Here is a 20,045-nt window from a genome sequence, read left to right on the forward strand (position 1 = left end):
CGCCGAACCAGTCATCGTCCAACAACCGCACACCGGCGTACCCGGCCAGCGCGAACGAACACAGCAGGAGCAGCAGGGTGAGCGGGCTGCCCAACGGGATCCTCTGCCGGGGGATCCATTTCCTCGTGGTCACCGGGAATCACGGCCTTCCGAAGGTCAGCCGGGCCACCCATTTGGTGTTGAGCACACCGGGCGCCGCGGGAACGATGACCCGGGCCGGACGGCCGTGGTCGGCGGACAGCGGCTCGCCGTTCACCCGGAGCGCGAGCAGCGAGCGCGGATCGGCGACCTGGGAGGCGCTCAACGCGGCGTGCCGGAACGCCCCGTGGCGCTGGAGCGACTCGACGAACACGCCCGGCGGATCGTCCTCGTGCCCCACGAGCGCCGCGAGATCCCGCAGCCGGACACCCCGCCACCACTGGTCGGACGTCGACCAGCCCTCCACGCACGCGATGGGCAGCGCGGCACTGTGCTGCGGCAGCCGTGCGAGCGCCGCCCGGTCGAGCCGCACCGTCCCGCCCCGCCCGACCACCGTGAGCCGCCACGCCGGATCGCTCGCCTCCACCGCGTCGATCCCGGCGAGTTCGGCCGTCTTGTTGATCTGGAACCCGTTCGGCCCCGTCCCCGGATCGGCGCCGCCGTGCGGGGCGAGCAGGGCCGTACGGCGCAGCGGCCCGTCGAAGTTCTGCCCGACGGTCGTGCCGAACAGCAGCGCCGAGCCGCCGCCGACGAACCACAACGCCCCGCGCCGGGACATCGTCGGCGGGTCCGGCGACGGCGCCACGAGCCCGGCCGGATCGTCCACCTCCTCCGTCTCCGCGCGCATCCGCCGTACGTTCCGCACGGCCGCCGGTACCTTCAGCACCGCGTGCACCACGAAGGCGGAGAAGAACACCCAGGCCCCGTAGAAGTGCAGCGGGTAGAACGAGCCGGGGAACACGTAGTCGAGCTGTACGTTCAGGACCCCCGTCGCGAACTCGAACAGGCCGCCGCCGACCAGGAGCAGCAGCGACAGCCGCTCCAGGGCGTGCGTGACGGACCGGACGGGCGGGAGCGCGAAGAGCCGCGGCACCACCGACCACAGTTTCGCCAGCAGGACGGGGATCAGTGTGACGCCGAGCGTGACGTGCACGCCCTGCGTGAGCCGGTACAGCCAGTGCGGATCGGTCGGCCAGTCGAACAGGTAGAAGCCGAGGATCCCCTTGTCGGGGGTCTTGTCGTTCACCGGAGCCAGGTCCGGGTTGTACGCCGCGTACGACACGAGCCCGGTCACGAACAGCACGGTGACGCCCACGAGCAGGACGAGACCGAGCACCGAGGTGAACCGGGGACCGCGCAGCGGACTGCGCCAGAACGCGGGGGACGAGGGGGAGCTGTCGCGCATGACCCGACCGTAGGCCGGGACCCACCCTCCGAGGCCGCTGCGACCCATGACGAAACGCTGACGTCCGGCCCGGGAGACCTCCGACGCACCACCGCACGGCCTAGCGTGCCGGTGTGACCCGCACCGAACCCTCCGACCCGCGTACCGCGTGCGCCCCCGACCCCCGCCGCGACCGGCTCGACCTCGTCGCGGCCACGGCCGCGGCCCTCCTCGTGGTGGCGGCCGTGCTGGTCGGCCGGCACATCGAGGGGACGTACGGCACGCTGCACGTCGGCTGGCCGCCGCTGTACGCGAACTGGCTGCCCCACACGGGCCCCGGCACCGTCCCCGCCCTGGTGCTCGCGGGCCTCCTCGTGGCGTACGGCCCGGCCCTCGCGTCCCGCCTGCCCTGGCGAGCCCTGCTCCCGGGCGCCTGGGCGGCGTCCACCGTCTGGATCCTCTCCCTCGCCCTGGTGGACGGCTGGCACCGCGGCATCGCCGTGCGGCTCACCACCCGCTACGAGTACCTCCAGGTCATCGACCGCTTCCACGACATCCCCGCCACCCTGCGGGACTTCACGCACCACATCCTTCTCGACTCGCCCGACCACTGGCCCGCCCACACCGCGGGCCACCCGCCGGGTGCCACGCTCACCTTCGTGCTGCTCGACCGGATCGGGCTGCGCGGCGGCGGCTGGGCCGGCCTGTGGTGCGTCGTCGTCGGCGCCACCGCCTGCGTCGCCGTCCTCATCACCGTGCGCGCCCTGTCCGGCGAGGCCCTGGCCCGCCGCGCGGCCCCGTTCCTCGTGGCCGCCCCCGGGGCCGTGTGGATGGGCGTGTCCGCCGACGCCTACTTCGCCGCCGTCGCCGCCTGGTCCGTCGCCCTGCTCGCCCTCGCGGTCACGGGCCGCGGCATCGCCTGGGCCGCCGGCGCCGGCCTCCTCTACGGCCTGACCTGCTACCTCTCCTACGGCCTCACCCTCGTCGCCGTCATCGGCGCGGCCGTCCTGCTGCTCGGCCGTCACGAGGTCCGCAGGCGCCCCGCGCTGCTCCTCCTGCTGTTCGCCGGATGCGCGGTCGTGCCGGTGGTGTTCACCCTCGCCGGGTTCGACTGGTGGGAGGCGTACCGCCTGCTCGTGACCCGCTACTACCAGGGCGCGGGCGGCATCCGCCCGTACGGCTACTGGGTCTGGGCCAATCTGGCCTGCACGGTCCTGATCGTCGGCCTGGCCGCGGTCGCCGGCCTGCGCCGTGCCGTGACCGCGCTGGCCGACCGGGCCGCGCCCGCCGCCGACCGCCGCCTGACCCTGCTGGTCACGGCCGCGCTCCTGGCCCTGCTGATCGCCGACCTGTCCGGCATGAGCAAGGCGGAGACGGAACGCATCTGGCTCCCGTTCTCCCTCTGGCTCCTGCCCGCCTGCGCCCTGCTCCCGCGCCCGCGCGCCTGGCTCGCCGCGCAGGTGACCCTGCCGCTGCTCGTCAACCACCTGCTCCTGACGGGGTGGTGACCTGTGCGCCGGCCGGGAAGGGGTCGCGTACGACGATCTCCCGCCGGAGGATCTTCCCCGTCGGCCCCTTCGGCAGGGACTCGGCGACGCGCACGATCCGCGGGTACTTGTAGGCGGCGAGCCGTTCCTTCACGTACGCGCCGAGCTCCTCGGGTGTCGGGCCCGGGGTCGTCCGGAGGGTGACGACGGCTGCGACCTCCTCGCCGAGCTCTGGATGCGGTACCCCCACGACGGCGGCCTCGACGACCTCGGGGTGGGTGTACAGGACCTCCTCGATCTCGCGCGGGTAGACGTTGTAGCCGCCCCGGATGATCAGGTCCTTCTTGCGGTCCACGACGAAGTGGTAGCCGTCCTCGTCGACCTGGGCCAGGTCGCCGGTGAGGAACCAGCCGTCCTGGAACGCGGCGGCGGTGGCGTCCGGGCGCCGCCAGTACCCCTTCATGACGTTCTCGCCCCGGACCGCCAGCTCACCGACCTCACCCGGCCCGGTCACCGGACCGTCGGGGCCGAACAGGCACAGCTCGACCCCCTCGACGGGCAGGCCGATCGAACCCGGCTTGCGCGGCCGGTCCGGCGGGTTGAAGCAGGCCACCGGCGACGTCTCCGACAGGCCGTAGCCCTCCAGGACCGTGACCCCGAGTTCGCGTTCGGCGGCGTGCAGCAGCTCCACGGGGAGCGAGGCGCCGCCCGAGACCCCGAGCCGCAGCCGGGGCAGGGCCGGGCCGACGCCCGCGCGCAGCAGCGCGGTGTACATGGTGGGGACGCCCAGGAAGACGGTGACCTCGTCGCGCCGCAGCGTCTCCAGGGCCTGGTCCGGTTGGAAGCGGGGGAGCAGGGACAGCGCGGCGCCCGCCGCCGTCGCCGCGTTGAGGGCGCAGGTCTGGCCGAACGCGTGGAAGAGGGGCAGCCCGCCGAAGAGGACGTCGTCCGGGGTGAGCCGGAGCAGGGTGCGGGCGGTCGTCAGGGCGTTGGTGACCAGATTGCGGTGGGTCAGTTCGGCGCCCTTGGGGGTGCCTGTGGTGCCGGAGGTGTAGAGGATGACCGCTGTGTCGTCGGCGGCCGCGTCCGCCGGAGCGCCTGCCGCCGGGTCCTGCGCGCGCAGCAGCCCGTCCCAGGCCGCCGGATCCGCGACCAGGCACTCGGCGCCGGTCCGCGCGGCCGCGGCGGCGGCCTCGTCCGCGCCGCCCGGCGCCGCCACCAGGAGCCGCGCCCCGCTGTCCCGCAGCGCGAACTCCAGCTCGCCCGCCTTGAGCAGCGGATTCAGCGGCACCACCACGGCCCCGGCGTACAGGGCGCCGTAGTAGACGACGGGGAAGCGCAGGACGTTCGGCAGCGCGACCGCCACCCGGTCACCGGCGCGCAGCCCGCGCGCCCGCAGCAGCGCCGCGAACCGGGCCGCCCGGTCGTCGAGCTGCGCGTACGTGAGCGAGGCCGTGCCCTCGCGGACCGCCGTACGGTCGCCGTGCGCGCGGGCGGACCGGGTGAGCAGGGCGGACAGGGCGGACACGTGAGGCAGGTTCGGCACGTGCGGCAGGGAGGGGCCGGGCGCGGTCATGCGGGTTCCTTTGTGTGGAAGGGGGAGCGGTGGGCGATCACGTCGCGGGGCGGGACACCGCCGCGTGTCCCGTGCGGACCCTGGGCCGTGTCGCCCCAGAACTCCGGGGGCAGGTCGCGTGGCTGATGTGGCGTCAGCCAGAGCCGCAGGGCGTCGGCGGTGGCCTCGGGGGCCGTCGCGCGGGGATTCGTGAAGGTGAGGGTGTGCGCCACCGTGTGGTTGTCGAGCAGGAGGAGGTCGCCGGGGGAGAGGTCGAGGTCAAGGCGGAGGGCCGGGGAGGCGGCGGCCGCGTCGAGGAGGTCGAACAGCTCGACGTCCTCGCGGGTCAGGGGCGGCACGCCGGGCCGGCCTTGCGCCGCCTCGATCCGGCGGCGGTCGTAGCGCAGGCTGAAGCGGGGCCCCGCGCGGTGGGCGAGCGGCGCGGCGAGGGCGGGCAGCCGCGGGCCGCGATCCAGGTGATGGGTGCGGTAGAGGCGGTGGAGCAGCTCGGGCCGGCGCGCGAGCACGGTGTTGTGCAGCGCCGCCGAGCTGACCAGGGACGCCCGCGCGGGACGCAGGCAGAGCAGGGCCGTCGTGTCCGCCTCGTCGGTGCGGAAGGCTCCCGGGGAGGCGGCGGCCGGACCGGCGACGGGCAGGCGGCCCAGCATGTGGCCCGTCACGTCCTGCGAGACCGGTGTGCCGAGGTGCCGGCCGAGGCCCCACAGCAGCTGCTCCCGTTCGGCCGGACGGAAGCCCTCCACGGGAATGCGGCGCACGACCGCGAGCCCGCACCCGTGCGCCAACTCGTGGGAGATCGCCGCGAGTTCAGGATGCCAGGCCGGGGCGGGGAACTGTTCGGCGGTCACGCGCAGGAGCGGGGTGCCCCGGGTGCGGACCGTGCGTACGGCGAGGGCGAGCTCGGCGAGCTGCGCGGGTGTCGGACGGCGCAGCCAGGCTCCGGAGGCGGCCGGTTCCGGTCCCGTCCACAGGGCGGGGCCGTGGCAGGGGACTCCGGGGGCGGCGGCTGACGAGGGGCCCACGGCCGGCTCCTTTCGAGGGGCATCGGGGTGGTGCCACGCTAGGTCACGGTCTGCCGTATCGCTTGACCTCACGGGGCAGATGACTTATCAGTTGGGGACAGGTCCCGTGCGGAGCACCGTGCCGCGCGGCAGGACCAGATCCCGGACCGAGCCCCGGAGTGCCCGATGAAGCCCCTGGTCCGCAACGCCGCGCTGAGCAGCTACGTCGAGCTCAGCCAGTCCGTCGGCATCGACCCCCGCGCCCTCATGAAGCGGGTGGGCCTCGACCCCGTGGGCCTCACCGCCCAGGACCGCTGGGTGTCCGGCGACGCCGTCACCCGGCTCCTCGAACTCTCCGCCGCGGCCGCCCGCCGCGAGGACTTCGGACTGCTCCTCGCCGAGCGGCGCCGCTTCGCCAACCTCGGCCCCATCAGCCTCGTCCTGCGCGAGGAACCCGACGTGCGCAGCGCCCTCGCCCTCCTGGTGCGCCACGAGCGCGTGTACAACGAGATGCTCCGCAGCCGCCTGACCGAGACCAACGGACTCGCGACGGTGCGGGTCGGCCTCGAACTCGGCGAGTTCCACGAGTCGCGCCAGGCCGTCGAGCTGGCCGTCGGCACGTTCATCGGATTCCTGCGCGAGTTCCTCGGCCCGCGCTGGCAACCCGTCTCCGTGTGCTTCACGCACGCCGCACCCCGCGACCTCACCACCCACCGCCGACTCCTCGGCCCCGTCGTCGAGTTCGACCGCGAGTTCACCGGCGTCGTCCTCTACGCCGCCGAGCTCGACACCCCGAACAAGCTCTCCGACCCGCTCCTGCGCGACTACGCCCGCCAGTACTTCGAGTCCCTCGCCGTCACCACCGACACGACGGAACTGGACCGGGTCCGCGAACTCATCGAGGTGCTGCTGCCCACCGGACGCTGCTCCGTCGAACAGGTGGCGGGCAGCCTCGGCGTCGACCGCAGGACCGTCCACCGGCATCTCGCCACGACCGGCGAGACCTTCTCCGGACTCGTCAACGCCACCCGCACCCAGCTAGCCGAGCAGCTCGTCGCCAATCCGAGGCGCTCGCTCACCGAGATCTCCGGCCTGCTCGGCTTCTCGGCCCCGAGCGCCTTCTCCCGCTGGTTCCGCGAGCAGTTCGGCACGAGCGCCCGGGACTGGCGCACCCGGCACACGGCCGGCGCCGCCCCGGCCGCCGACTGAGCCTGTCCCGAACCTGTCCCCGACCTGTCCCGAACGGGAAAGTCTTGTGTCTCCTCGGGTGAAGCGCGGCCGGTAACCCGCTCTTAACGTGGCGGTACCGCGAGCGACACCGAAGCAGTCACCACCCGGTGTCCCCGCCTCCACCACGCGTCGGGCCCGGCCGCGACCGTTTCCGGCGCCACCGCCCGCCGCCCCGTTCCAGGAGACTGCCATGCACTTCCTCGACGACTCCCTGCTGCCCGAGAACCAGGAGAAGCTGGTCATCCAGGCCGCCCCCTACGGACCCGAGTGGCTGCCCGGCGACGCCGACGACCTGCCCCTGACCATGGACGAGCACGTCCAGGCCGCCGTCGACTGCTACAACGCGGGCGCCACCGTGCTCCACATCCACGTCCGCGAACTCGACGGACACGGCTCCAAGCGCATGTCCAAGTTCAACGAGCTCATCGGCCGGCTGCGCGAGGCCGTGCCCGACATGGTCCTGCAGATCGGCGGATCCATCTCCTTCGCCCCCGAGGACGAGGGCTCCGAGGCCAAGTGGCTCAGCTACGACACCCGCCACCTGCTCGCCGACCTCGACCCGCGCCCCGACCAGGTGACCATCGCCATCAACACCAGCCAGATGAACATCGTCGAGATCATGTCCGACGACGACCTGGCCGGCACCTCCATCGCCAAGCCGGACTACTACAAGGCCTACCGCGACATGGTCGTCGAGGCCGGCCCCGACTTCTACCTCGAACACCTGCGACGGCTGCGAGGCAACGGCATCCAGCCCCACTTCCAACTCGCCACCCTGGCCCAGCTGGAGACCGTCGAACGCCTCATCCGCAGCGGCGAGTACACCGGCCCGCTCGTCCTCAACTACGTGGCGATCGGCGGCGGTTTCGCCGGCCGGCACCCCGCCGACCTCATCGAGTTCGTGCGCCGCGTCCCCGACGGAGCCGTCCTCACCATCGAGTCCTCCATGCGCGCCGTCGCCCCCATGAACGCCATCGCCATCGCCCTCGGCGTTCACGTCCGCGTCGGCAACGAGGACAACCTGTGGGCCCGCAAGGGCGAGCGCATGAGCTCCGTCCGTCAGGTCGAGCAGATGACGCAGATCGCGCACACCCTCGGCCGCGACGTCGCCACCGGCGCCGAGGCCAAGGAGATCTACCACATCGGCGAGTACTACACCGACACCGACGAGACCCTCGCCCGGCTCGGCATGGTCCCCAACCGGCGCCCCGGACAGCGCGGCTTCATGCTCCGCGACACCACCCGCTGACCCGCCGGACCCCACGGAGAACCCCATGGCACACGCCATCCGCTTCCACGAGACCGGCGGCCCCGAGGTCCTGCGCCTCGAAAGCGTCACGGTCGGTGACCCCGGCCCCGGCCAGGTCCGCGTCCGGCACGAGGCCGTCGGCCTCAACTTCGCCGACACCTACTTCCGTACGGGCCTGTACCCGGCCCCGCTCCCCGCGGGCCTCGGCGTCGAGGCCGCCGGTGTCGTCGAAGCCGCAGGACCCGGCGTCACCCACCTGCGACCCGGCGACCGCGTCACCTACACCGGCAGCCCGCTCGGCGCCTACAGCACCGCCCGCGTCATGGACGCCGGACCGCTGATCAAGCTGCCCGACGGCATCGACTGCGAGACCGCCGCCGCGATGACGATGCGCGGCCTCACCGCCGCCTACCTGCTGCGCCGCATCCACCCCCTGAAGCCGGGCGACACGATCCTGCTGCACGCCGCGGCCGGCGGCGTCGGCCTCATCGTCTGCCAGTGGGCCAAGCTCCTCGGCCTCACCGTCATCGGCACCGTCTCCACCGAGGAGAAGGCCGCCCTCGCCCGCGCCCACGGCTGCGACCACACCGTCCTGTACCGCAAGGAGGACGTCGCCGCCCGCGTCCGCGAACTCACCGGCGGGGAAGGCGTCCCGCTCGTCCTCGACAGCATCGGCAAGGACACCGTCGCCGGATCCATGGCCTCCCTGCGCCGCCGCGGACTCCTCGTCTGCTTCGGCACCGCCTCCGGCGTCCCGCCCCTGGACGCCATGCAACTCGCCCTCCACGGCTCCCTGTTCGTGACCCGCCCGGCCCTCGCCGACTACATCGCCGACCCCGCGGAACGCGACGCGCTCGCCGGCGAGCTCTTCGGCCACGTCACCGCGGGCCGGATCCGCATCCGTATCGACCAGCGTTACGCCCTGACGGACGCGGTGGCCGCCCACCGCGCCCTGGAGTCCGGTCTCACCACCGGCTCCTCCGTCCTGATCCCCTGAGGAGCGCGCACATGACGCACACGTCCACCGCCGTCCGCACCCGGATCGACGCCGAACCCCTGACCTGCACCCTCGGCGCCCAACTGCACGGCGTCCAGCTCGCCGACGCCGTCCACGACGACGCCCTCTTCGCGGAGATCAGGCAGCTCCTGCTGCGCCACAAGGTCCTCTTCCTGCGCGACCAGAACCTCAGCCGCGCCGACCACGTGGCCTTCGCCTCCCGCCTCGGCCCCCTGGAGGACCACCCCGTCCTCGGCAGCGACCCCGACCACCCGGGACTCGTCCGCATCTACAAGGACCTCGACAGCAAACCCGAGCACTACGAGAACGCCCTGCACTGCGACGCCACCTGGCGCGAACGCCCGCCCATGGGCGCCGTCCTGCGCTGCGTCGAGACCCCCGAGGTCGGCGGCGACACCATCTGGGTCGACATGGCCGAGGCCTACCGCCGCCTCCCCGAGCACATCCGCACCCAGATCGCCGGCCTGCGCGCCCGCCACAGCATCGAGGCCAGCTTCGGCGCCGTGCTGCCCCCCGAGGAACGCCACCGGCTCAAGGAACGCTATCCCGACCCCGAACACCCGGTCGTGCGCACCCACCCCGAGACCGGCGAGAAGATCCTCTTCGTCAACGCCTTCACCACCCACTTCGTCAACCACCACACCCCCGAGAACGTGCGCTTCGGCCAGGACCACGCCCCCGGCGCCAACCTCCTGATGAACTACCTCGTCAGCCAGGCCGCCGTGCCCGAGTACCAGGTCCGCTGGCGCTGGACCGCGAACAGCGTCGCCATCTGGGACAACCGCTCCACCCAGCACTACGCGGTCCAGGACTACTGGCCCGCCGTCCGCAAGATGGAGCGCGCCGGGATCGCCGGTGACCGGCCCGAGTGAACGGATGACCCGCCGCTACGCGTGGGTCGTGTTCGGCCTCAGCTTCGGCCTGCTGCTCTCCGACTACATGTCGCGGCAGGTCCTCAACGCGGTGTTCCCGCTGCTGAAGGCCGAGTGGATGCTCTCCGACGCCCAACTGGGCTCGCTGAGCGGGATCGTCGCCCTCATGGTCGGCGTGCTCACCTTCCCCCTCTCCCTGCTCGCCGACCGCTGGGGCCGCGTCCGCAGCCTCGTCCTCGCCGCCGTCGTGTGGAGCCTCGCGACCATCGGCTGCGCCGTCGCCGCGAGCTTCGGCCAGATGTTCCTCGGCCGGTTCATGGTCGGCGTCGGCGAGGCCGCGTACGGCAGCGTCGGGGTCGCCGTCGTCATCAGCGTGTTCCCCGCGACCCTGCGGGCCACCCTGTCCGGCGCGTTCATCGCCGGCGGCGCCTTCGGCTCCGTCCTCGGCGTCTCCGTCGGCGGCGTCGTCGCCCAACACCTCGGCTGGCGCTGGACGTTCGCCGTCATGGGCCTGTTCGGCCTCGTCCTCGCCGCGGTCTACAGCGTGGTCGTCACCGAACGCCGCCTCGCCCGCGCCACCGTGGACCTGGGCACCGCACCCGGCGCCGGGGGACCGGTGCGGGCCCTGCTGCCCCGCCTCTTCTCCTCCGTCTCCGTACGCTGCGCCTACGTCGGCAGCGGACTGCAGATGTTCCTGGCCATGTCCCTGCTCGCCTGGATGCCCAGCTACCTCGACCGCTCCTACGGCCTGTCCACCGACAAGGCCGGACTCGTCGCCGGCGTCTTCGCCCTCGTCACCGGCATCGGCATGATCGGCGGTGGCCTCGTCAGCGACCGGCTCGGCCGCCGAGACACCCACCACAAGTGGACCCTCGCGATCCTGTGCAGCACCGGATCCCTGGTCCTGCTCGCCGCCGGATTCCAACTCCCCACCGGCATCGGACAGTTGCTGCTCATCGGCGCCGGGACCCTGCTCTCCAACGCCACCGCGGGACCGGCCGCCGCCATGGTGGTGAGCCTGACCCCACCCGCCGTCGTCGCCACCTCCATGGCGACCCTCACCCTCGCCAACAGCCTCCTCGGCCTGGCACCGGGCCCCGCCGTCACCGGCATGCTCGCCGACCGCATCGGACTGCACGCCGCACTCGGTGTGATCCCGTTCGTCTCCCTCGTGGCCGCCGGGGCCTTCGCCCTCGGCCGCCGCCACTACGCCGCGGACCTCCTCCCGGCCGCCCCGGCCGCACCCCGCACGAAGACGGAGCTCCCCACATGACCCCCGAACCGACGGCCGCTCCCACGGTCGTGTTCGTCCCCGGACTGCGCGACCACGTCCCCGACCACTGGCAGACCCGTCTCGCCGCCCGGCTCCCCGGATCCGTGACCGTCCCACCGCTCACCGAGGCGCGGCTCAGCCGCGCCGCCCAGGTCGCCGCCCTCGACGCGGCGCTCACCTCGGTCGCCGGGCCCGTCGTGCTCGTCGCCCACAGCGCCGGCGTCCACACCACCGTCCACTGGGCGCTCACCCACGACCGCCCGGTCCTCGGCGCCCTGCTCGCCACCCCGCCCGACTTCGACACCCCGCTCCCCGAAGGACACCCCGACCCGGCGACCCTGCGCGCCCACGGCTGGCTGCCCGTCGCCCGCACCCCGCTGCCCTTCCCCAGCATCGTCGCCGCCAGCACGAACGACCCCCTCGCCCGCCGGGAACAGGTGGCCGCGCTCGCCGCCGACTGGGGCAGCCGCCTCGTCGACATCGGCCCCGTCGGCCACCTCAACCCGGCCTCGGGCCACGGAGAATGGCCCCAGGCCCTGCGCCTCCTGGAGGAACTCGGCTGCCGCACGCACACCCCGCGGGAGGCCGTGAAGTGAGCGCCCCCGCCTCGAACATCGCCGACTTCCAGGCCTGGCTGCACCGCGAACGCGGCCTGGTCCACGCCGACTACGCCGCCCTGTGGCGCTGGAGCACCGACGACCTGCCCGGCTTCTGGTCCGCCGTGTGGGAGTACTACGGCCTGGACCACGTCAGCTCCTACGAGGAGGTCCTCGCCGACGCGACGATGCCCGGCGCGTCCTGGTTCACCGGCGCCCACCTCAACTTCGCCCGGCAGTGCCTGACCCGAGGCGACGACACCCGGCCCGCCGTCATCGCCGTCTCCGAGACCGGCGCGCCCGAACACATCCCCTGGCAGCGGCTGCGCGCCGAGGTCGCCGGCGTCGCCGCCGGCCTGCGCGACCTCGGCGTCGGCCCCGGCGACCGCGTCGCCGGCTACCTGCCGAACGTGCCGCAGGCCGTCGTCGCGCTCCTCGCCACCGCCGCCGTCGGCGCCACCTGGACCGTCTGCTCCCCGGACTTCGGCACCGCCGGAGTCCTCGACCGGCTGCGCCAGGCCGCACCGAAGGTGCTGTTCTCGGCGGACGGCTACCGCCACGGCGGCAAGGAGTACGACCGACGCCCCCAGACAGCCGAACTGCTCGCGGGGCTGCCGACCGTCCGCCACCTCGTCGCCGTCGACCGGCTGTACGCGTCCGCGCCCGGACCGGCCTGGTCGGACCGGCCGGACGTGACCCAGCACGCCTGGGCCGCGCTCGCCAGCCGCGACGCCCCGCTGGTCTTCGCCGACGTCCCCTTCGACCACCCGCTGTGGATCCTCTGGTCCTCCGGCACCACCGGCGTCCCCAAAGGCATCGTCCACGGCCACGGCGGCATCGTCGTCGAACTGCTCAAGGCGCTCGGCCTCGGCGTCGGCCTGCGCCCCGACGACCGCTACCTCTTCCACACCTCCACCAGCTGGATGGTCTGGAACTTCATGGTGGCGGGCCTGCTGCACGGCAGCACGATCGTCCTCTACGACGGCAGCCCCACCCACCCCGACATCGACGGGGTCTGGCGCATCGCCGAACGCACCGGCGCCACCGTCGTCGGCGTGGGCGCCGCCTATCTGACCGCGGGCGAGAAGGCGGGCACCCGTCCGGCCCGGGACCTCGGCGCCCTGCGCACCGTGCTGCAGACCGGCTCGGCCATGCCCGACAGCACCTGGCACTGGGTCCGTGAGCGGCTCGCGCCCGGCGCCCGGCTCCAGTCGATCTGCGGCGGCACCGACATCTGCTCGGTCCTCGCCGGCGACTCGGCCCTGCTGCCCGAACACACCGGGCGGCTCTCCGCACCGGCCCTCGGCGTCGCCCTCGACGCCTGGGACCCGGACGGCCGGCCCGTCGTGGGCGAGCAGGGCGAACTCGTCGTCACCGCCCCGCTGCCCTCGATGCCGCTCCACTTCCTCGGCGACACGGACCATCGGCGCTACCGGGCCGGGTACTTCGACGTCTACCCGGGCGTCTGGCGGCACGGCGACTGGATCACCCTGCACCCCGACCTGTCCGTCGAGGTCGCGGGACGCTCCGACGCCACCCTCAACCGCATGGGCGTACGCATGGGCTCCGCCGACCTGTACGCCGTCGTCGAACGGCTGCCGCGCGTCGCCGACAGCCTCGTCATCGGCGCCGAACTGCCGGGCGGCGGCTACGCGATGCCGCTGTTCGTCGTGCCCGCACCGGGGGAGCCCTTCGACGACAGTCTCCGCGCGGAGATCGTCGCGGCGATCCGGCAGAACCTGTCGCCCCGGCACGTCCCCGACGTGATCGTCCCCGTCGAGGCCGTGCCCCGCACCCTCACCGGCAAGAAACTGGAGGTGCCCGTCAAACGCATCCTGCAGGGCGCCCGCGCCGCCGACGTCGTCGCCGAGGGCACGGTGACCCGCCCCGACCTGCTGCCCTGGTTCGCGGAGTTCGCCGCGCGGTCCGGCTACGGAACCCGCGCCACACCCACGTAGAACCCGCTCAGCTCCTCGGCCGGCGCGGGCTCGGACCGGTACCACTTCGTCGCCGTCACCAGTCCGGGCTCGACCAGCTCCAGGCCCTCGAAGAACGGCTCGACCTCGGCGCGGGAGCGCATCCGCAGCGGGATCTCGCCCTTGCGGTACGTGTTCTTCACCGAGCTCGCCAGGTGCGGGTGCTCGTCCGTGGTGCCGTGGGAGAGGACCAGGTAGCTGCCGGACGGGAGGGCGTCGACGAGCTTGCGCGACAGGCCGTACGGGTCCTCCTCGTCCGTGATGAAGTGCATCAGCGCGATCATCGACAGGGCGATCGGCCGCTCGAAGTCGAGGAACGTACGGGCGTGCGCGAGGATGCCCTCCGGGTCACGGGCATCGGCCTCGATGTAGTCCGTGGCCCCCTCCGCGCTGCTCACCAGCAGCGCTTCCGCGTGGCGCAGCACGATCGGGTCGTTGTCCGTGTAGGCGACCCGGGCCGACGGCACGATCTTCTGCACGATCTGGTGCAGGTTCGGCTTCGTCGGGATGCCGGTGCCGATGTCGAGGAACTGGTCGATGCCGCTCTCGGCGAGCCAGGCGGCGGCGCGGTGCATGAACGCGCGGTTGCGCATCGCGTTGTGCCGCGCCTCGGGCGGCAGCTTCTCCGCCACCTCCTGGTCGACCGGGTAGTTGTCCTTGCCGCCCAGCAACCAGTCGTAGACACGCGCCGGATGCGGCTTGCTCGTGTCGATACGGCTCGGCGAAGACGGTGCCGTCATGGCGGACTCCAGCGTGTACTCGGACGGTGAAGGACCCGGCGATTATGTCATTGGCCAGGCCCTTGCGCGGAGTTGTCACCTGCCGGTCGGTCGGACGGCCGGTGACAACTCCGCGCCCGCTCACCCCACGTGGACGCGCGGCCGCAGCTCGCGGTCCGGCTCCGCCTCGCGCAGCACCTCGCGGGTCACGGGAGCGATCTCGCCCTGGCCGAAGAGGAAGAAGCGCAGGAAGTTGGCGAAGGGGTTGCCCTCGGTCCACTCGAAGTAGATGTGGGGGCGGACGCCGGTGAGGTCGCGGGCGTGGAGGAGGAGCGCGGCGAGGCCGTTGGGGACGGAGGAGGCCTCGACGGTCAGGACCCGGAAGCGGTTGTGGAGGACCTCGCCGCGGACGGTGAGGCCGGCCTCGAACTCGGACGGGTCGGTGATGGTGACCTCGACGAAGACGAAGTCCTCGGCGCCGGGGATGTCGTTGTCGGCGCGGATCTGGTCCTTCTTCGCCCGGTACTCGTCGGCGTCGCGGTTGTCCGGCTCGTTCGCGATGAAGCGCGGCGTGCGCTTGCAGATGTCGCGGATGAAGCGCTCGGCCGTCGCGTCGAGCTCGACATGGGTGACGCGCAGCTCGAAGGCGCGGCCGAGCCGCGACAGCAGGGAGATGAGGATGATGCCGGCGATGAAGCAGGCGCCGATCTTCACGCCGTCCGGGCGCTCGATGATGTTGACGACCGTGGTGTAGAGGAAGACCACGGCGATGACGCCGAAGCCGATGGTCCAGCCGCGCTGGCCCGCCTTGTTCGCGGCGATGGTCACGGCGATGGCGGCGGAGCAGATGAGGACGAGGACGCCGGTGGCGTAGGCGCCGCCCTGGGCGTCGACGTTGGCGTCGAAGAGCCAGGTGACGAGGAACGCGACGAGGATGAACACGATGACCATGGGGCGCACCGCGCGCGCCCAGTGCGGGGCCATGCCGTACTTGGGCAGGTAGCGGGGCATCAGGTTCAGCAGGCCCGCCATCGCCGAGGCGCCGGCGAACCACAGGATGAGGATCGTCGAGATGTCGTAGACGGTGCCGAAGGAGTTGCCCAGGTATTCGTGGGCGAGGTAGGCGAGGGCGCGGCCGTTGGCCTTGCCGCCGGTCTCGAACTCGTCCTGCGGGATCAGGACCGTCGTGATGAAGCTCGTGCAGATCAGGAAGACGCTCATGATGAGCGCGGCCGTGGTGAGCAGCTTCTTGGTGTCGCGGATGCGGCCGGCGGGGTTCGTGTCGGTGTCGGTGTCCGCGCCCTTCACGTGCGGCATGACGGCCACGCCGGTCTCGAAGCCGGACAGGCCCAGGGCGAGCTTGGGGAAGACGACCAGGGCGACGCCGATCATCACGAAGATGTTGCCGTGTTCCTGGGTGAGGGCGGCGGTCCAGTCGGTGACGACGTGTTCCTCGGTGACGACGTGCCACAGGCCGGTGACGACCACGACGACGTTGAGTGCGAGGTAGATCCCGACGAGGGCGGCGGCGACGCCGATCGCCTCGAGGAAACCCTTGAGGAACACGGCGCCGAGGAGCGCGATGAGGATCATCGTGATCAGCACCTGCTTGTCGTGCAGGGCGGATTCGAGGTGGGGGTTCTCGACGAGGTGCGTGGAGGCGTCGGCGGCGGACAGGGTGATCGTGATGAGGAAGTCCGTGGCGGCGAAGCCGAGCAGCGTCAGGACGAACAGCTTGCCCTTCCAGAACGACAGCAACCGCGACAGCATCGCGATCGAGCCCTCACCGTGCGGGCTCTCCTCGGCGACCCTCCGGTACACGGGCAGCGCGCCCGCCAGCGTGACGATCACCAGAACGACCGTGGCGACGGGGGAGAGGAGTCCGGCGGCGAGCGCGGCGATGCCGGGCTGGTAGCCGAGGGTCGAGAAGTAGTCGACACCCGTCAGGCACATGACCCGGTACCAGGGCTGGCCCCGGTGCTCCGTGCCGGCGTCGGGCTTGGGCACGGACGGCCGTCCCTTGCCCATGTCCGACAGGCCCTCCAGCATCCACGCGCGCAGTCGCCCGCCGCGCGCGGGGTCGGTCGTGGACATGGATGCTCCTGGGGCTGCGGGAAAGGGGGACGTACCACCGCGCGGACACCCGCACTGACGGTCGAGTCAGCGTAAGCAGCCCCGACCGGTCCGTCCCCGCTCCCGGCGTCAGGGAAGCGTCAAGATCCCCCGGAGAGACGTCGTGTGCCTCACATTCGTGCCCCTGCTGCTGGTAGGCACCGCGTCACCTGCTGTGCCGGCCCGGTCGGCCGAAGGCGGTGAAGTGGGCCGGCGGATGGTCGAGAGGCAGGCTGGGACGCCACGCGGTGAGGATCTGCGCCGAGCACTCGAACAGGCCGTGCGGCAGCGCGTCGAGCGGCCACCAGGACCAGTCTCCGACGCTCTCGCCGGGCCGCGTCCGCGGCGCACCCCGCCAGGCCGTCACGACGGCGCCGACCGTGACCCGTAGGACGTCCTCGACCCGGTCGACGAGCGTGCCGAGCAGCTCGACGTCCGCCGCCTCGGCCATCAGGCCCGTCTCCTCACGGAGCTCGCGCACCGCCGTCTCGGCGAAGGACTCACCCGGCTCGACGGTCCCGCCGGGCAGTTCGAGCGTGCCACGGCGGTGCCGGCCGAGCAGCAGCCCGTCCTCGCCGAGCACGATCGTGCCCACCCCGACCGCCGCGTGCGGCACGGGCGCGCGACGGCCGCGCGGACGGCTGGAGATCCGCCCGTCTCCGGAGGACAAGCGGCGGGCCCGGATCAGCGTGCAGACCACGGGATTGTCCGGATCGGGCGAGCGCAGGAGACCGGTCTCCTCCACGCCGAATCCGTACGCGGACAGCAGGCTCTCCCACGCCTCACCGGTCAGCACCCAGGTGTCCAGCGGCAACGGCGTCATGCCGACGACCCCGAGCATCTCCTCGCGCGGGGCCACGGTGGCCGACGGGCCCACGCCGTGGACATTGGTGTGCAGGACGGAGAAGACGAACGGCGCACCCGGCGCGAGCGCGTCGCGCAGTGCGGGCAGCACGCGGTGCGGATCGATTCCGGCCAGCGTGCAGACCGCGTACGCCCCGTCGTACGGCTGCTCGGTGCGGCGCAGATGCTCGACCACGTCGTCGTGGACGAAGGAGACGCCGGGCACCTCACCGAAGTGCGTGACCGCCCGCTCGTACTGGGTCGGTGACAGCTCGACGGCGTCGATCCGGGCGCCGTGGGTCCGCGCCAGGTGCACGGCGTAGTGGCCGACCCCGGAGCCGATGTCGACGAGGCGACGCCCGGCCAGCGGTCCCAGGACCTCGTCGCCGGGCCCCACCCCGTCCCAGAATCCCCAGCGCATCCGGTCCGGCAGCCCCGGCATGTACTTCCGGCCGATCTGGTGACGGCCGTACGCGGTCCAGGCGTCGGTGTTCGAGGTGCGCGGGGACGGGGTGTGCGGGGACACGGGGCCTCCTGAGGGCGGGGTCATGCGGGGTCGGTGACGGTCGGGGCGGGCGGTGGCGTGGGGTGGGGGACGGTGGGCGGTACGGGGGCGTACTGGTCGGCCTGGGCCGTGAACATCGCGGCGTAGCGGCCCCGGGCGGCGAGGAGTTCCGCGTGGGTGCCCTCCTCCGTGAGGCGGCCCTGGTCGAGGACGAAGATGCGGTCGGCGTGGCGGACGCCGGACATGCGGTGGGTGACCAGGACGACGGCCCGGTGCGGTGCGGCCAGGCGGCGGATGCGGTCGAACGCCTCGATCTCGGCCTCGGGATCGAGCGCCGAGGTCGGCTCGTCGACGATGAGGATGCTGTCGGCGGTCGATGTCGCGCTGCGCCAGTGCGTACGGGCGAGGCCCATCTTCTGCCACTCGCCGCCCGAGAGCTCGATGGCGCCGCGGAACATCCGGGCCAGCAGGCTACGGAGACCGTCGGGGAGCTTCGCGACGATCGGGCCCGCGCCCGCGTAGTCGAGGGACGGGCGCAGGTCGTCGGGCTCCGCCGGGTGCTCGGGCCGGCCGATCCGGACGTTCATCGCCGCCGTCACCGGCCAGCGCTGGAAGTCCTGCGTCAGCAGCGAGACCCGGCCATAGACCTCGGCGCGGTCGAGGTCCCGGACGTGCGCGGCGCCCCAGCGCACGGTCCCCTCCTGCGGCAGCAGCAGCCCGGAGAGGATCTTCATCAGGGTGCTCTTGCCGGAGCCGTTCTCCCCGACCACCGCCGTGACCGACCCCATGGGAAGCGTGAGCGACACCTTGTCGAGCGCCGGGGCGTCGCGGTCCGGATAGCGGTAGGTGACCTCGTCGAGCGCGATCTCCGCGACCCGCTCGGGCAGCGGAGCCCCACCGGTCGGGATGGCACGCTGCGCCGCCTCCACCAGGAAGCGGGAGTGGTCGCGCACGTAGAGGGACTCCTCGTGGAGCTGGTTCACGTTCATGACGAGCGCGCCGAGGCTCGCCGAACCCGAACGGACCGCGATCACCGCCGTACCCGCGACTGCCAGGCCCATGCGCCCGCTCATGATGAGCCAGATCATCGCCCCGTACGTGGCGGCCGTCGCGAGGCCCGACAGCGCGGAGGCGACCCACTCGGTGACCGCCTTGCTCGTCGCGAGCCGCTCCTGCTCCGCCTCCGCGCTGCGGGCCATGCCCCGGTAGCGGTCGAGCAGGAACGGACCCACGGAGTGGATCCGGACCTCCTGCGCCGCCGTCCGCTCCGTGAGGAGATTGCCGATCAGCCGGCCGGCCCGGACGTGCTCGATCCAGCTCATCATCGACACGTAACGCTCCTGCGCGACCCGCATCGCGCCCCAGCCGCGCGGCGCCGCGATGACCAGCAGCATCGGCAGCAGCGCCGGATGCAGCACCGTGAGCACACCGGCCGTGGCGACCAGGGAGATCGTGCTGTTGAGCGCCGAGACGCAGCAGCTGATCATGCGGCGCGCGGAAGCCGCCCCGTACTGGGCGATGTCGATCAGACGGCGGAACTCCGGGTCGTCGATCGCCTCCAGCTCGACCGCCGTCGCCGCCGCCAGGTACTGCGTCGTCGCGATCCGCTCGACCAGCGGCTCGAGCCGGCCGGCCTGCGCGGTGGACCAGCCGGCCAGCGCGGAGTTGACGACGGCGACAGCCGCGGCGGCCAGGAGTCCCGGGAGCAGGGCGTGCAGCCGTTCGGCGGCCGTGCCGTCGCCCAGCAGGGCGTGCATGACGGCGTTGACCGCGAGCAGCCCGACAGCGGCGGCCACCCCCTGCCCGATCTCGCTCAGCGCGACCACGAACAGGGCCCGCCGGTCCGCGTTCCACGCCATGCGCAGGGCGGCCCCCACGAGCGCCGGCATCTGACGTAACGCCGAGCGCATCGTCAGGTCGAGGGTCGCGTTCTCATGCGTGGACCAGCCCATGTCGTAGCGCAACGGGCCGCCGAACAGCTCCCGTTCGGCCTCCGACACACGCGGCTCGGCCGGCCGCACCTTCCCGAAGAACCTCTTCAACTGTCACCCTCCCAGAGCATCGGCACCCGCGGTGAATGCACCGTGAGGGCGCTATTTAAAGCGGGGATCCGTGCGTGTGGGGCGGCTCTGGGAGGCCTGGGACGGATGGGCCCGATGCGGTGCGTGGGGGGTGGTGAGGGGTGGATTCCGGGGGCGCGCGGGACGCGCAGTCCTCCGGGTACGACG

General features: G+C 72.7%; 15 protein-coding genes. 8 read left to right on the forward strand and 7 right to left on the reverse strand.

Translation table 11 applies throughout. The annotated features are described in order from the left end of the window. Nucleotides 1-139: 139 nt before the first annotated feature. On the reverse strand, nt 140-1,384 hold the full coding sequence (locus tag ACIBTU_RS00725; protein WP_399123689.1) for a molybdopterin-dependent oxidoreductase: 1,245 nt from the start codon (nt 1,382-1,384) through the stop codon (nt 140-142). Between the two features lie 113 nt (nt 1,385-1,497). On the opposite strand from ACIBTU_RS00725, the gene ACIBTU_RS00730 reads away from it, so the two are divergent. Further along, nucleotides 1,498-2,871 carry a hypothetical protein gene (locus ACIBTU_RS00730; RefSeq protein WP_399123690.1) on the forward strand — a complete coding sequence of 458 codons (1,374 nt, stop codon included), beginning with the start codon at nt 1,498-1,500 and terminating at the stop codon, nt 2,869-2,871. Here the strand turns inward: ACIBTU_RS00730 and ACIBTU_RS00735 are convergent. Both ACIBTU_RS00735 and ACIBTU_RS00740 read right to left on the reverse strand, forming a co-directional pair. Further along, on the reverse strand, nt 2,843-4,426 hold the full coding sequence (locus ACIBTU_RS00735; RefSeq protein WP_399123691.1) for an AMP-binding protein: 1,584 nt from the start codon (nt 4,424-4,426) through the stop codon (nt 2,843-2,845). The genes ACIBTU_RS00730 and ACIBTU_RS00735 overlap by 29 nt on opposite strands. Then, the gene (locus tag ACIBTU_RS00740; protein WP_399123692.1) at nt 4,423-5,445 is read right to left on the reverse strand and encodes a TauD/TfdA family dioxygenase; all 1,023 of its coding nucleotides are present in this window, start codon (nt 5,443-5,445) and stop codon (nt 4,423-4,425) included. The genes ACIBTU_RS00735 and ACIBTU_RS00740 overlap by 4 nt, the downstream gene beginning before the upstream one ends. A gap of 165 nt (nt 5,446-5,610) precedes the next feature. Between ACIBTU_RS00740 and ACIBTU_RS00745 the strand changes: the two genes are divergently transcribed. From ACIBTU_RS00745 to ACIBTU_RS00775, 7 genes are all read left to right on the forward strand, one after another. Continuing rightward, the gene (locus ACIBTU_RS00745; RefSeq protein ID WP_399123693.1) at nt 5,611-6,633 is read left to right on the forward strand and encodes an AraC family transcriptional regulator; all 1,023 of its coding nucleotides are present in this window, start codon (nt 5,611-5,613) and stop codon (nt 6,631-6,633) included. Between the two features lie 211 nt (nt 6,634-6,844). Beyond that, nucleotides 6,845-7,903, forward strand: a complete 1,059-nt coding sequence (locus tag ACIBTU_RS00750; RefSeq protein ID WP_399123694.1) for a 3-keto-5-aminohexanoate cleavage protein — start codon at nt 6,845-6,847, stop codon at nt 7,901-7,903. A 25-nt stretch (nt 7,904-7,928) separates the two neighbouring features. Further along, nucleotides 7,929-8,900 (forward strand): quinone oxidoreductase family protein, encoded by a 972-nt coding sequence (locus ACIBTU_RS00755; protein ID WP_399123695.1) that lies wholly within the window; start codon nt 7,929-7,931, stop codon nt 8,898-8,900. 11 nt (nt 8,901-8,911) lie between these two features. Beyond that, nucleotides 8,912-9,793: a TauD/TfdA dioxygenase family protein gene (locus tag ACIBTU_RS00760; protein ID WP_399123696.1), complete on the forward strand. Its 882-nt coding sequence runs from the start codon at nt 8,912-8,914 to the stop codon at nt 9,791-9,793. Next, on the forward strand, nt 9,777-11,066 hold the full coding sequence (locus ACIBTU_RS00765) for an MFS transporter (protein ID WP_399123697.1): 1,290 nt from the start codon (nt 9,777-9,779) through the stop codon (nt 11,064-11,066). The genes ACIBTU_RS00760 and ACIBTU_RS00765 overlap by 17 nt, the downstream gene beginning before the upstream one ends. Next, entirely contained in the window at nt 11,063-11,662 is a 600-nt protein-coding gene (locus ACIBTU_RS00770) for an RBBP9/YdeN family alpha/beta hydrolase (RefSeq protein ID WP_399123698.1), read from the forward strand. Before ACIBTU_RS00765 ends, ACIBTU_RS00770 begins: the two co-directional genes overlap by 4 nt. Beyond that, nucleotides 11,659-13,620: an acetoacetate--CoA ligase gene (locus ACIBTU_RS00775; protein WP_399123699.1), complete on the forward strand. Its 1,962-nt coding sequence runs from the start codon at nt 11,659-11,661 to the stop codon at nt 13,618-13,620. Before ACIBTU_RS00770 ends, ACIBTU_RS00775 begins: the two co-directional genes overlap by 4 nt. Here the strand turns inward: ACIBTU_RS00775 and ACIBTU_RS00780 are convergent. The 4 genes from ACIBTU_RS00780 to ACIBTU_RS00795 all read right to left on the reverse strand — a co-directional run bounded on the left by ACIBTU_RS00780 (nt 13,593) and on the right by ACIBTU_RS00795 (nt 19,859). Further along, nucleotides 13,593-14,378 carry an SAM-dependent methyltransferase gene (locus ACIBTU_RS00780; protein WP_399123700.1) on the reverse strand — a complete coding sequence of 262 codons (786 nt, stop codon included), beginning with the start codon at nt 14,376-14,378 and terminating at the stop codon, nt 13,593-13,595. The genes ACIBTU_RS00775 and ACIBTU_RS00780 overlap by 28 nt on opposite strands. A 120-nt stretch (nt 14,379-14,498) precedes the next feature. After that, complete coding sequence (locus ACIBTU_RS00785; protein ID WP_399123701.1) at nt 14,499-16,451, reverse strand: amino acid transporter; 1,953 nt, start codon at nt 16,449-16,451, stop codon at nt 14,499-14,501. 184 nt (nt 16,452-16,635) lie between these two features. Then, nucleotides 16,636-17,838 (reverse strand): bifunctional class I SAM-dependent methyltransferase/NUDIX hydrolase, encoded by a 1,203-nt coding sequence (locus ACIBTU_RS00790; protein ID WP_399123702.1) that lies wholly within the window; start codon nt 17,836-17,838, stop codon nt 16,636-16,638. A gap of 20 nt (nt 17,839-17,858) precedes the next feature. Beyond that, entirely contained in the window at nt 17,859-19,859 is a 2,001-nt protein-coding gene (locus tag ACIBTU_RS00795; RefSeq protein WP_399123703.1) for an ABC transporter ATP-binding protein, read from the reverse strand. Nucleotides 19,860-20,045 lie beyond the last annotated feature (186 nt).

This window comes from Streptomyces sp. NPDC050145, assembly GCF_044460245.1.
In the GTDB taxonomy this organism is placed as follows: domain Bacteria; phylum Actinomycetota; class Actinomycetes; order Streptomycetales; family Streptomycetaceae; genus Streptomyces.

What these genes read in the sequence shown, in the direction of transcription:
- ACIBTU_RS00780 (WP_399123700.1), bottom strand. Translation starts at nt 14,378, where the DNA reads ATGACGGCACCGTCTTCGCCGAGCCGTATCGACACGAGCAAGCCGCAT.
- ACIBTU_RS00770 (WP_399123698.1), top strand. Translation starts at nt 11,063, where the DNA reads ATGACCCCCGAACCGACGGCCGCTCCCACGGTCGTGTTCGTCCCCGGA.
- ACIBTU_RS00735 (WP_399123691.1), bottom strand. Translation starts at nt 4,426, where the DNA reads ATGACCGCGCCCGGCCCCTCCCTGCCGCACGTGCCGAACCTGCCTCAC.
- ACIBTU_RS00760 (WP_399123696.1), top strand. Translation starts at nt 8,912, where the DNA reads ATGACGCACACGTCCACCGCCGTCCGCACCCGGATCGACGCCGAACCC.
- ACIBTU_RS00785 (WP_399123701.1), bottom strand. Translation starts at nt 16,451, where the DNA reads ATGTCCACGACCGACCCCGCGCGCGGCGGGCGACTGCGCGCGTGGATG.
- ACIBTU_RS00745 (WP_399123693.1), top strand. Translation starts at nt 5,611, where the DNA reads ATGAAGCCCCTGGTCCGCAACGCCGCGCTGAGCAGCTACGTCGAGCTC.
- ACIBTU_RS00725 (WP_399123689.1), bottom strand. Translation starts at nt 1,384, where the DNA reads ATGCGCGACAGCTCCCCCTCGTCCCCCGCGTTCTGGCGCAGTCCGCTG.
- ACIBTU_RS00750 (WP_399123694.1), top strand. Translation starts at nt 6,845, where the DNA reads ATGCACTTCCTCGACGACTCCCTGCTGCCCGAGAACCAGGAGAAGCTG.
- ACIBTU_RS00755 (WP_399123695.1), top strand. Translation starts at nt 7,929, where the DNA reads ATGGCACACGCCATCCGCTTCCACGAGACCGGCGGCCCCGAGGTCCTG.